A 12,735-nucleotide genomic window follows, 5' to 3' on the forward strand; every position below is an offset into this window, starting at 1 on the left:
CTCTGATTTCCACTGACTGCTCCTGGATCAACATCGCGGCGGCTCAAAAGCCACCATCTTCGCCCAAGGGGGTCAGATTTACCTCGGCGTCAGGGGGTCAGTTTTACATCGGCGGTGACACATAGTCGCCAAAAGGCAACAGATCTTCGCCGAATCTCTCGCGCTTCTTGGGCGATGTCGGCATGGTAGGAATAGCGCCAACTCGATACGCACAGAAACCATAATAGGCGGGATTTACTTCACTCATGTAACTGCAGCCTTCAGCTGTTCCTTGTAGGTCGACATCTCCACCTTGCCAAGCTGCGGGGTGAGCTGGCAGCGCTGGCGGGACCAGGGATAGTCGATCTGCGCCTTGAGGTGATCGGCGCCCTCGCCTGCCTTCCAGGCCTCCAGATCCAGATCGCGCCAGTAGCGTGGATTTCGGCAGGTTTGCCGGTCATGCTCGGCAGTGGTGGGGTCGAGATGACGGAAGGGCTCCAGGCGCGGCACGTCGGGCATGGGCTGGCTCACATCCATGTAGCGCTGCAGCATGTCCCATGTGGCGTGCACCTCATGCTTGTGATCGACGATGGCGCTGAGTGAGGTCTGGCTGAACTGCTTGCCGGTATAGCGATGCACGAACATCAACCGATAGAAGATACCGCCACGCTGCACCACGCGCTCCACATAGCCATCGAACTCGACGAAAGGCGCCTTCAGCGGCGGTTTCTTCTTGCCTTGGGCGAAGCTCGCCATCCCGGTCTGGCGATTGAATTCGCTGCAGCGGTTTTCCATATAACGATTGGCTCGATTAGCAGACCATTGACGAAAAGGGCTTAAAATCGACGAAAAAACTTTAACCAACCAATTAAAAACCGGCTGTGTTGTATATGCCACCATTACGATTGCAGCTACAAACCCACCGCCAAAAACTACGGCAAAAATCAGTGTTGCAAGCGCAGGACTACTACCATGAATCAAATCTGCAACACCTGAAGCTAAAAAGAAAGCCCCCCCCGCAAAAAAAACATAGATAAATGAAGGGAAAAGCCATCAACAAGACAGAAAGCCCCAGCTGGCTTTTTAGAAAACGAATGCGCTGATGGTCCCACCACCAATCATCCGTTTTATAGAATGCCTTATCTTGACGGTCCTGATGCTGAACGAACTCGGCATCCTCGCAGAGTTGCTGATAGGGATCGATGCCAGCGTAGTCACCAAAGGGCAGCAGTTCCTCACCAATACGCTCGCGCTTCTTCGGCGCTGCCGGCATCGCAGCAATAGCCCTTGCTCGATAGGCACCGGGACCATAGTGGGGGGAGCTTGCCTCTTTCATACCTGAAATTCCTTGATATACCAGTAACGCTGATCCTGAGGGCGCCCCGTAAAGGAGCTGATAAAATCGGCGATTGGATTGTTCACCGTGCGATACGACCGAGCCGGCAGCGCATCATGCTGCCCTTCTCCAAAGGGCTCGTACTCCTTGAGTATTGGCGTGGGCAACACCATCTCGCCCAGCTCCCACTCGACTCTGGCCTGTAAGGCAACGCGTAGACGAGCCGTGGAGGTCACGCTGGTACCGACCATCTCAAAGCTCTCCTCCGCCACCTTGCGCTTGACCAGAAAGCGCACCGCACTTTGCTGCGGTAGCAACTGGCGCTTGCCGATTTCGAACGGCTCCGGCGTCCGGGTGATGTATGAGAGCTGCGAATAGGTGCCAAGCAGCTGGGTGAAGGTTTCGGTATCAGTCTGCTCTAGCTCCTGCACGGCCAGATTCAAGGATTCCCCGATCTTGTAGCGGCTGATCAGTGGCGTGCTGATGGTGACCACGTAGTCGCGATTGCTGGGGGTATCCGTCGTGGATTCCCACACGCTTTCCAGCAGTGCCTGCCGTTCTTCGGCACCCAGGCTACCGTAGCGAGCCACCTCGATTTGGGTCGGACTCAACTGCGTCAACAGTTGGGGATAGTAGGCGGTATCATCGGCCGATGTCATCGTTCTAGCAGTATGGGTACCCAAGGGGCCCTGTTTGAGCAGTTGCTCGAAGGGAGTATCCTGGTTCATCACGGCGTAGCTGGTACCACCGATGGCCAGCCCCAGGCCCAGCAAAGCCCAGCCCCAGCCAGGGATCATTACCAGCCCCGCCATTAGGGGAGCGGCAAGAAACAGTGCCCCACCGGCGAGCAGGTCACGTAGCGGCTAGCTTGCCACGCTACCGCCGAAGAAGGCAGTAAGCTACCTTCACTTGCGGTGGCAGAAGTGCACAACGTCCGTGTAGCACTTATTGGTGAACTCAGGTTTACGTTATTTTTAACTCTTACTCATCATTACAATAATGAACCACGCCTGGCCATAGAAGGAATATTGAAACGACAGATCAACGCACCGAAACTCGAGATCAGCGTGGTTAAATAAAATCTTGACGACCCAGCCTCACGGATTCTGAAAAACAAAAAGCCAAAAGCAGGAGAAAAACATAAACATGACAACTCTCAAAACATCATGCCTGCCTTTCACCAACCCACCTGTAAAAGTTAGCATTGGCATTTTCCAGCCAAATAAAAATGCTACTATTTGATAGCTGGCAAACCCACCTAACAATATAACTGCCAAGAACCGACTTGGGTCTGACTTCACCACCCCAAAATCTCTAACCACTAAAATGGTTAAAATGACACAGAGAAAAATCCCTACAACTCGCTTCCTTTTACCCATCATGCCAAAGCTCACCTTCACGATCTGGAATAACAAATTCTTCATTCAAACACTTTGTTCCTAGGCCGCTCCCAACCAATCGCGTTACTTACTGAAGCTTCTCCATTTCCTGTTCTCCCAAACACTTTTTTCCATACATTTTTTGCCCAGCTTCCAACACTTAATTCATTGGATTCGCATGGCTGGCCGACCGAAAAACTACGAGCAGATTCGGATATCGGGCTAGAAGACACAGGGCCAGCGTTTATATCTACCGAGGCAGTTCCAGCGTTAATAGATACGCCACCAGGACGTATTCCCCAGCCCCTATTTCTTGACTCTTCGATACCCCTTCGAATGCTTTCATAGCCACCTTCATAGCCTTCCAACCCCAGCGGATCCAACATCCCGGTCGGGTTGCTGACGTTACCATACAGGTTGGTGCCGCCATTCAGACCAATCGGATCCTGGTTGATGTACCGGCCCTGCTGCGGGTCGTAGTAACGGTGGCGGTTGTAGTACAGCCCACTCTCTTCATCGTACCACTGGCCCTGGAAGCGGATGGGCTGGGCGGTGCGGCCCTGTTGGTTGGCGACCGCGGCCCAGTCGTCAGGCTGGGCTGCCATAGGGTGTCGCCCCGGGGCGTGACGAGTTGCATGGGTGTGCCCAGGGCATCGGTGACATAAGCGCTGATCTGCTTGGCGGCGCCATCACCGGCCTGGTCGATTCGGAGCATGGGCACGAAGCTGCCGGGCTCGTAGACCACGGTGGTTTGGTGGCGCTCTTTCGCTTCGTGTACGAGCCGGTCGCCATCCCAGCCGTAGTGGGTGGTGGCGGTTGTGCCGTTGGCGTGATGGACGGTCTTGCTGATGCGCCGCCCCAGGGCGTCGTAGCGGTAGCGGGCTTCTTCGGTCGCTCCCTGGGCGCTGGTGCGGGTCAACCGTACCAGGCGGTTGGCGCCGTCGTAGCCTAGGCTGAGCCGCTCGCCATGGGAAGCCTCGCGCTCGATCAGGTTTCCGGCGCCATCGTGACGATAGCGGGTACCACCGAGCTGGGTCAGGCGGTTGTCAGGCTGGGCGCTGGCTTGGCCTTCGAGGCGGTTGCCGGCGGCATCCATCGGGTAGCGGTGGGCGCGGTCGCCGTGCTGACTGGCGATCAGGCGGCCTGCCGCGTCGTAGCTATAGGCAATGACCGGGCTGGCACTGCCCTGGCTGCGGAAGCTCAGACGGCCGAGGGCGTCGTAGCGGTAGTGCTGCTCGCCTTTGGCGCTGCCGGGCCCGCGCAGGCTGAGGTGATCCAGTTGGCCAAGTGCCGTGTAGCCACGCTCGAGGATCAGCGGTTGGGGCTGATCGGCGCTGCTCAAGCGGCGCTGGGTTTCACGGTGCAGGGCGTCGGGTTCGAGGGCGAGTTCGAGGCCCAGCCCGGGAGCGCTGAGGCCGTGCAGGTGGCCGCTGCCGTAGGTGTGCCAGGCGAGTTCGGGCAGGTCGCCGTAGCGGCTGGCTTGCCACGCTACCGCCAGAGAAGACAGCAAGTGTCTTCCCGAGCCAAAGGAAATAACTCAAGCTGGCCAAGAATTAGGAAGCCCTTGAGATGGCTACCGCAAGCTCAGGGAATCTCTCGTTGGTAGAGCGAGTATCCTCTCACTCGCCAACGGGTCCCGGTTTGGACGTCGTAATATCCCCCCTGGGCACTGCGCCCCTCATTTTGAATTTTCCAGCTCCCTCCCCCATCGTAACTAACTGCGACAACATCATTACCCAGCAGAGTGGATTCATTGACGCCGTCGAACAGGAGCCCACCGCTCGGGGTGAGATACAATGCATAGCCTTTCAGCTCAGGTAGAAACTCGTGCAGCTTATCCAAGCTGTCGTCATTCCAGCGCCATACGACGCTTGGTCGAGGCGCGTCTCGCTCCTCCGAGGGAAGCGAGAAGTAGGGAGCACCCTGAGTAGCAAGCACGTAGACATTGCTTTCCGTATTGGCAGCGATATCCATTACGACATGGCCAGGGATAGTGAAAGCTTGCTGGGGAATGTCCTCTCCCCAAGACAGCGCATAGATGCGGCTGACGTCGGCGGCGTGGTCATAGAAAGCCATGCGCAGCACGTGGTCCTGGCCAAGCGCTACCAAGTCGAACTGCTGACGAGGGTTTTCCGGATCTCGGGAGCCTTCGGGTACCGGCAGCTCATCCCAATGATCACCGCCATCTCTCGTGCGCCAGACTCTTGGCCCCCAGCCGATCAGATAGCCGCGCTGAGGATCGATAAAGCGCAGGAAGGTAATGTTTTGATCCTCAGGCCAGCGGAGCTTTTCCCACTCTTGGCCTTGGTCAGTGGACTTGAAAAGCTGGGTGAGCTGTGGGAGATAACGCTGTCCAGGAAGACTCTCCTGGGTGCGATCCGTCCAGCCGGTGGCCAGGTAGATAGTGTCCCAGTTTGGCGATAGCCACCAATCAGCTTGTTGCGCCGTCTCCTCGAAGCGCAAGGAGAGTAGGCTATCCAATTCTCCAGCTAGAATACGTACAGTACGACGATTAGCTCTTTCCGAAGGATTCGCCATCCAGGCTTCACTAACCTCAAGACTAACATTAGCCTCAATTTCCTCAGCCGACCTTGGCTTAAACATCAGCTCTGGCTTGGCCAGCTTCATCGAAATGACATTTTTACCACGAATCCGGAAGTCCCCTGGCCCATAGGGTTTGTCTTTTTTCATGAAGTCATTGCTAACCCTATCCCACATTCCGCTGCTTCCAACGACATAGCCAACAGCCAGAAGAAGCAACAACGAAATGACAACCCATCGCCGGGCCATTTCACATCCCCTGGTAGCAGTGTTGACGAACCCTATCGCTGGGCGTCATGAAGCCCACCAAGCTTTTTTGCGGTTGCATAGAAGTCTTGATGGCCCGGAGCCGGTAAGCACCGGGGCCATAGCAGAAGACACTGGCTTCCCTCATGCCACCGCGGCCTTCAGCTGTTCCTTGTAGGTCGACATCTCCACCTTGCCAAGCTGCGGGGTGAGCTGGCAGCGCTGGCGGGACCAGGGGTAGTCGATCTGCGCCTTGAGGTGAGCGGCACCCTCGCCTGCCTTCCAGGCCTCCAGATCCAGATCGCGCCAATAGCGTGGATCACGCCCTGTTTGCCGGTCGTGTTCGGCGGTGGTGGGGTCGAGATAACGGAAGGGCTCCAAGCGCGGCACATCGGGCATGGGCTGGCTCACGTCCATGTAGCGTTGCAGCATATCCCACGTGGCGTGCACCTCATGCTTGTGATCGACGATGGCGCTGAGAGAGGTCTGGCTGAACTGCTTGCCGGTATAGCGATGCACGAACATCAACCGATAGAAGATACCGCCACGTTGTACCACGCGCTCCACATAGCCATCGAACTCGACGAAAGGCGCCTTCAGAGGCGGCTTCTTCTTGCCTTGGGCGAAGCTCGCCATCCCGGTTTGGCGATTGAATTCACTGCAGCGATTTTCCATGTAGCGGTTGGCACGACTAGCGAACCACTTACTTAAAGGCGTCAGAACAAACCCGCAGAACCTTACTAGGGAATTAAAAACGGGCTGCGTTGTATATACTGTAGCGATCATGGCACCCAGAAAGCCAATGACCAATATTAAAACTATCACTACTGTTGCAAAGACATCATAACGCTCATATAAATAATCCGTAACACCTATGGCCAAAAAAAACGGAAATGCAACCAAGAAGAAAAAATATAACACTGGAAACGCTATTAATACCGCTGAAAACCCTAACTGACTTTTCAGAAAACGAATACGCTGATGATCCCACCACCAGTCATCCGTTTCGTAGAACGCTTTATTCTGACGATCCTGATGCTGAACGAACTCGGCATCCTCGCAGAGTTGCTGATAGGGGTCGATATCGGCGTAGTCGCCAAAGGGCAGCAGCTCCTCACCGATACGCTCGCGCTTTTTCGGCGCTGCCGGCATCGCAGCAATAGCACTTGCACGATAGGCAGCGGGGGCATAATGGGAGGAGCTTGCCTCTTTCATATCTGGAATTCCTTGATATACCAATAACGTGGATCCTGGGAGCGACCCGTAATGGAGCTGATAAAATCGGAGATTGGATTGTTCACCGTTCGATACGTCCGAGCCGGAAGCGCATCATGCTGCCCTTCCACAAAAGGCTCGTACTCCTTGAGCATCGGGGTAGGCAGCACCATCTCACCCAGCTCCCACTCGACTCTGGCCTGTAGGGCGACCCGCAGGCGAGCCGTTGAGGTCACGCTGGTACCGACCATTTCGAAGCTCTCCTCAGCCATCTTGCGCTTGACCAGAAAGCGCACCGCACTTTGCTGCGGTAGCAACTGGCGCTTGCCGATTTCGAACGGCTCCGGCGTCCGGGTGATGTATGAGAGCTGCGAATAGGTGCCAAGCTGGGTGAAGGTTCCGGTATCGGTCTGCTCCAGCTCCTGCACGGCCAGATTCAAGGATTCCCCGATCTTGTAGCGGCTGATCAGTGGCGTGCTGATGGTGACCACATAGTCGCGGCTGCTGGGGGTATCTGTAGTAGATTCCCACACGCTTTCCAGCAGTGCCTGCCGTTCTTCGGCACCCAGGCTACCGTAGCGAGTCACCTCAATCTGGGCCGGACTCAACTGCGTCAACAGTTGGGGGTAGTAGGCGGTATCATCGGCCGATGTCATCGTTCTAGCAGTATGGGTACCCAAAGGGCCCTGTTTGAGCAGTCGCTCGAAGGGAGTATCCTGGTTCATCACGGCGTAACTGGTGCCACCGATAGCCAAGCCAAGACCCAGCAACGCCCAGCCCCAGCCGGGAATCATTAGCAGCCCCGACATCAGGGGAGCGGCAAGAAACAGCGCCCCGCCAGCAACCGCCACACCATGACCAATGACCGCATCACGATCCCCCTGCTGTAAGCTGTTGCGCAGATCCCATGAACTTACGCCCACACTAGCCAGCCCTGCGATGAAATTAAAAAGCCCTATCGTACGAACAATCGTACTAGCCCCGACCTTAGTTAACCGTGAGCCAATCAAAGGCCAGCCCTTCATATCGAACAAGGGGCGTTGTACAAATCGTCCCGCAATGGTATTGGAGCTTGGATTTAAAACCGCATGGAGCTTCATTGAGGCTGCGCTCAGGTCTGCTAGTGCACTTATTATTTTCGCATACTGTGAAATCTCTTGACCTTCTTTTCCCGCTTGTTCGATTCCTAAAATTTCTCTTCCAAGATTATATATCGCAAACCCCACCAGCAGCCTTGATACCGCTGGGCCATCTATCACCACCCTCATCTGACCGGCCAGCTTTGCCAGGCGCAGTTGTGCAACCTTCGCGGCTTCGGGGTGGCCGGCGGGAAGGACGTAAACCAGGACATGGCCGGCGATCTGACGGATGGCGCCGTCCACCTCCGATGACATACGCTTGGGGCTGGTCGAGGCTTGTACATTGCCTCTTGGATCCACCTGTTCGGCGTAGAGGTACTCCTTCTGGGTCTGGAAGGCGCCGCTGGTGCGGTCGCGCTCGGTCAGTCCCCACTCGACGCCGTCCCCATGCACGCCAACGATGGTATAGCGGCTCAGGTCGACCTCACCGCGATGCATGACTTGCAGCTCGCCCCTCAGGTTGCCATCGACCAGGTTGGCATGAGCACCCACGGCCGTGAACACACGTCGCATGTGGATCACTTCCACGTCGTCGCCGACCCGCTCCGCGACCCGCAGCACGGCCTGGCTCCATTGGCCCACTACCGTGTTGACCAAGCCGCTCACCTTACCGGCATTGTTCAGGCTGATCACTTCATTCTGTTGCGCTTGCTCTTGCTCGGTTAGATTCCGTGCAATCAGTCCCAGTGTTTCCAGCCCCAAACTCTCGGCAAGAGTGCCGTCGATGTCACGCTCGTCCTCGGCAAGCTGGCGCAGAAAGGCGGGCCGAAAGTTGCCGCTGCCATCGTTGGTATCGTCAGCCGTTGCTTCGGTGTCCTCGCTTTCGTCGGCACTCCAGAGCGCTTGTAGATCCCCATCGGCCAGCAATACCTTGAGCAGTTGCTCGGCTCGCCTTCCCAAGCCGGCATGCCCTTGGTCATACAGCACACCCGGAAGCTGCTGCAGCACACCGAACAAGTCGCCACACAGTGCATAGCCTTCACAGATGCCCAGTTGATGGTGGCTGGTGAAATCACGCAGCACGGCGCTGAGCTGCCCCTCACTGGCCAACCGATGGAGATTATCGAGCTGCCGGCGCAGCACAACCACCGCTGCATCACGCTCGGCCTGCTCCAGAGTAGCGTCAAGTTTGGCCTGGTCGATGGCGCCACGATACTCGGCGAGCGGATTCGGTCCGGCGCTCGGCGCGGTAAAGAGGGCCTGACGAATCAGCTTGGCCGAATGCCCCAAAGGCTTTTCGGCCAGCAAGCTGTCGAGGCCATCCAGATAGTGTTGGGCCAAGTGAATCTGTGCCAGGGCATGGCGCAGGGTGAACAGCGGGTCCGGCAATGACACGGCGACGATGCCGGGATTGTCGCGAATGTCGGCCAGCAGATCATCGCCAGCCTCGCACTCCAGCGTCAGCGAAGCAGCCCGGTCGGTTTCCCCGGCCTGTTCCCACAGGGCCTTGAGCTTGGCGCACAGTTCATCGTCTGTCGGGGCAGTGAAGTCGGCGGTGAAGGTATCGGGCGCTTGGAGCATCAGCTCGATGCCAAGGTCGCGCTCACGCAGCGCCGGCTGGTCGGCCACACGACCGGCGGGGAAGCCGGTCTGCATGGAGAGCTGGCCTGAGGTATCGAAAATCACGGCATGGGCGTGGCCAACGGCGGTGGTGCGCGCTTCGAGCCGGCCGGGGTTGGCTTCGAGCCAGGTGATGTAAGGCCAGCTCCAGGCGATCTCACTGTAGGCGAGGCGTACCCGATGCAGAGTGGCCTGCCCTTGCAGCATGGCCGGCAGCAGGAGGTCGTCGAGCCATTCGCCTTCGCTGGCACGCTCGTTGGGCGTGTCGCCGCCCTCGGCTTGCTCGCGATAGTGCATGAGATCGACGTCGCTGAGCTTGCCGTCGGGGCCGACCTCGAGTTCGCGCCACAGGCGGTTGTCGAAGAAGACGTAGAGGTACCCGGGGCGCAGCATGCCGTTGGCGAGCCCGGTATAGGTGGTGACTCCACGCTGCTGAACGGGGCGATTGCGCCCGACTTCCGCCAGGGGGCGAACGGCCAGCAAGGTGTTGTCCTGCAGGCTGCCATCGGTGCGCTCGAAAACGGTTCTGGCATGTTCCAGCAACGGTATCTCGATCTCACCGCCGCCTTCCCGCTTGGGAATGACCAGTGCCAGGGTGCCGTCTTCCTCATCGTCGTACTCGGCACGGCGGCGCACGCCCAGGTCGACGTCTTCGTCCTGGAGTTCCTTGAGATCGGCTTCGCTCATCCTTTCTGCTCCCCATTCGTCCGAGTTCGTGCCTTACGTAGCCGAACCTGCTGGCCGTCCTGCCCGCCGCTGGTGACGTCGACGAGAAACGCTCGCTCGCCCAGCCCTTCCGCCTCGACCAGCTGTGCCTGCTGGCTGGGACCGTTGCCCGAGAAGGCGATACGAGAATGCTCTTCTGCTTCAGCGCGCCGAGGCAGTTCAGGCGCCGCTGCCCCCTGCCCGCTCCCCGAGCCGGGGCTGCCACCGGAATTGATCTTGACCTGGGCGCCAACGATGGTGATGCCGCTGGGATCGAGCTTGAGGAAGCTGCCGCCGGCCTTGAGGGTGATCTCGGCGCCGGCGTCGATCACGGTCTTGCTGCCGGCCTTGTGGTGGATCTCCTGGCCGGCTTCGACGAGCTGGGCGCGGGCGGTCTTTTCGTGGCGCGTGGTACCGACGATGAGGTGGTCGTCGCCGTCGACCTTGAGGTGGCGCTGGCCACGCACAGTGAGGTGGTCGTCGGCGTGAATCTCGCTGATGCGGTTGCGGTGCACGGTGAGGTGGCTGTCGTTGCCGATCTCTTCGGTGCGGTCGTTGTGGGTCAGCAGCTCCAGGTCTTTCTGGGCGTGCAGCCAGATCTGCTCCTGGCCGGCTTCGTCCTCCAGGCGCAGTTCGTTGAAGCCTTCGCCTTGGTGACTCTGGGTGCGGATGACGGTGCGGGTCTTGTGCGCCGGCAGTTCGTAGGGCGGTGTGCTGACGGCGTTGTAGATCCGCCCGGTGATCAGCGGTTGATCGGGATCGCCCTCCAGGTAGCTGACGATCACTTCATGGCCGATACGCGGAATCGCCATGCTGCCGTAGCCGCCGCCGGCCCAGTCCTGGCTGACACGTATCCAAGCACTCGCTGTTTCATCAGGCTCAGCGTAGCGATCCCAGGGGAACTGCACCTTGACCCGGCCGTGCTCGTCGCAGTAGATCTCTTCACCTTCGGGACCCACCACGAAGGCGATCTGAGGGCCGTCGACCCGAGGGCGGGGCTTGGGTTCGGGACGCCAAGCCTGGTCGGCGGGCATCAGGAGCAGCTCGTTGTGGTAGCGGGTCATGGCTTCCGAGCCTGCCCGACCCTGCAGGCCATCATTCCCTTGCCCATCGTTCTGGCCACCGCTCTGAACGAAGCCGTCCTCTTCCAGCGCCTGGTGCTGCTTGCCGTGGTGAATGACGCCGAGCACCTGCCAGTCGCGGTTGAGGTCATCCAGATCGTGGTCGGTGAGCGTGAACCGGGTGCCCGGGGCGAGTTCGGGCAGATCGCTCTCGGCGTCGGCGGTGTTGGCACCGCGGCGCAGCGCTTCAAGGCGAATGCGGGTGAAGGCCTGGCCGGAGGCGTCGGCCTTGTAGCGCCCGGGGTAGTCGTAGTGTTCGTACCCTGTATCAACGACGCCACGCTGGCCGTGAGCTTCCAGATCGCGTGCGGCGTGATCGTGCAGCTGGCCGTAGGCAGGCTTCTTGAACGAGTAGTCCTTGAGCGTGGCCGAGGCCGGGGCGACCCGGGCGTGCTGCTGCAGCTTGCGCACGTGACGCGCCGGCGGCGTGCCCCCGGCGCGGCCGTGGTAGGTGCGCTCGCCCAGGTGGCTCAGCACCTGGGGCGCATCGGCAAACACCAGGCGGTGGGCGGCGCGAGCATCCTCGTCGCTGCCGACTTCGAAGAACTCGTGGAAGTAGAACAGCCCTTCTTCGGCGGCCAGGCGCTCGACGAAGGCGAGATCGTCTTCCCGGTACTGAGTAAGGTACTCCCGAGACTCAGGCTCGCGGGTGGCGGCGAAGACGAGATCGGTCAGGCCGTGCTCGTCGCACAGGGTGTTGAGCACCGTGAGCGGCGAGACTTCCTGGAAGATACGCGAGTTCTGACGCAGGACAAGGCGCCACAGCGCGGGCCGGATCTCGACCCGGTAGAAGGTGTGGCGGTGGCCGCGGTCGCCACGGGCGAACTCGCTGACGATGCCGTTCACCTGGCGCAGCATCTCGTCGTCCTGCCAGATGGTCAGGGTGGCCTCGCGGTCGAGAATGTCGCGGGCAGAGAGGCTGCCGTTACGGCTGGCGAAGCGCACCGTGAGCTCGAAGGGGGCGGAGAGCCGTTCCCGGTGGGTGAACTCGATGACCGCCAGGCCCTCGGTGTCGGGCAAGGTCAGAGTGAAATGCAAACCGGTGGCCTTGGCCATGTCGCCTCCCTGCGGCTGGAAGTACTCGATGTTATTGGTCGTTTTGCGTAGACACGCTTTTTCGCGCAGCAAAGGATACCAATCGCAGCCAGGCTTATCTGTGGCGCTTCGCTGATAAGAATGTAAGAAATAGCTTACAAAGAGACTGAACCACCCTCTCCTCTCGTCGGCTCCCCCAATGCCAAGGGCGCCTCCAGCAACGTGGCCAGTGAAGACGTCGTCTACCTGCTCAACGGCCTGGGCATCGAAACCGGCATTGACCTCGACAAGCTCGCCGAAACCGGCACCTGGATCACCCAGACCATCGGCCGACCGAATCGCTCCAAGGTAGGCGTGGCCCTATCTGTCAGCGTAGTTGTCACCTAAACGGATTGAGAGGTGATCAACGTGCGTTACCCCGCAGAGCGTAAGGAAGCCATCCTCAAGAAGATGGCACCGCCCATGAGCATGACCATCCC

Annotated in this window: 9 protein-coding genes and 1 pseudogene; 1 reads left to right on the top strand and 9 read right to left on the bottom strand. The window is 58.9% G+C overall.

Features of this window, described 5'->3' with window-relative positions:
- Positions 1 to 243 precede the first annotated feature (243 nt).
- The 9 genes from HOP58_RS22530 to tssI all read right to left on the bottom strand — a co-directional run bounded on the left by HOP58_RS22530 (position 244) and on the right by tssI (position 12,277).
- Positions 244 to 774 carry a hypothetical protein gene (locus tag HOP58_RS22530; RefSeq protein WP_234261852.1) on the bottom strand — a complete coding sequence of 177 codons (531 nt, stop codon included), beginning with the start codon at positions 772 to 774 and terminating at the stop codon, positions 244 to 246.
- Between the two features lie 172 nt (positions 775 to 946).
- Entirely contained in the window at positions 947 to 1,315 is a 369-nt protein-coding gene (locus tag HOP58_RS22535; RefSeq protein WP_234261854.1) for a hypothetical protein, read from the bottom strand.
- A complete protein-coding gene (locus HOP58_RS22540) occupies positions 1,312 to 2,112 on the bottom strand; it encodes a hypothetical protein (protein WP_234261856.1) in 801 nt (266 codons plus the stop codon). The genes HOP58_RS22535 and HOP58_RS22540 overlap by 4 nt, the downstream gene beginning before the upstream one ends.
- Positions 2,113 to 2,412: 300 nt before the next feature.
- Positions 2,413 to 2,739 (bottom strand): hypothetical protein, encoded by a 327-nt coding sequence (locus tag HOP58_RS22545; RefSeq protein WP_234261858.1) that lies wholly within the window; start codon positions 2,737 to 2,739, stop codon positions 2,413 to 2,415.
- Positions 2,740 to 3,124: 385 nt separating this feature from the next.
- Positions 3,125 to 4,204 (bottom strand): hypothetical protein, encoded by a 1,080-nt coding sequence (locus tag HOP58_RS22550; RefSeq protein WP_234261860.1) that lies wholly within the window; start codon positions 4,202 to 4,204, stop codon positions 3,125 to 3,127.
- A 74-nt stretch (positions 4,205 to 4,278) separates the two neighbouring features.
- Positions 4,279 to 5,484, bottom strand: a complete 1,206-nt coding sequence (locus HOP58_RS22555; RefSeq protein ID WP_234261862.1) for a hypothetical protein — start codon at positions 5,482 to 5,484, stop codon at positions 4,279 to 4,281.
- A 141-nt stretch (positions 5,485 to 5,625) separates the two neighbouring features.
- Positions 5,626 to 6,696: a hypothetical protein gene (locus HOP58_RS22560; RefSeq protein WP_234261863.1), complete on the bottom strand. Its 1,071-nt coding sequence runs from the start codon at positions 6,694 to 6,696 to the stop codon at positions 5,626 to 5,628.
- The gene (locus HOP58_RS22565) at positions 6,693 to 10,082 is read right to left on the bottom strand and encodes a toxin VasX (protein ID WP_234261864.1); all 3,390 of its coding nucleotides are present in this window, start codon (positions 10,080 to 10,082) and stop codon (positions 6,693 to 6,695) included. The genes HOP58_RS22560 and HOP58_RS22565 overlap by 4 nt, the downstream gene beginning before the upstream one ends.
- Positions 10,079 to 12,277, bottom strand: coding sequence for a type VI secretion system tip protein TssI/VgrG (gene tssI, locus HOP58_RS22570; RefSeq protein ID WP_234261865.1), 2,199 nt, complete (start codon positions 12,275 to 12,277; stop codon positions 10,079 to 10,081). Before tssI ends, HOP58_RS22565 begins: the two co-directional genes overlap by 4 nt.
- A 180-nt stretch (positions 12,278 to 12,457) precedes the next feature.
- Between tssI and HOP58_RS22575 the strand changes: the two are divergent.
- A pseudogene (locus HOP58_RS22575) lies at positions 12,458 to 12,643 on the top strand (hydroxymethylglutaryl-CoA lyase); the annotation flags it as partial.
- Between the last annotated feature and the right edge of the window lie 92 nt (positions 12,644 to 12,735).

The sequence above is a fragment of the Halomonas sp. MCCC 1A11062 genome (assembly GCF_021404355.1).
In the GTDB taxonomy this organism is placed as follows: domain Bacteria; phylum Pseudomonadota; class Gammaproteobacteria; order Pseudomonadales; family Halomonadaceae; genus Halomonas; species Halomonas aerodenitrificans.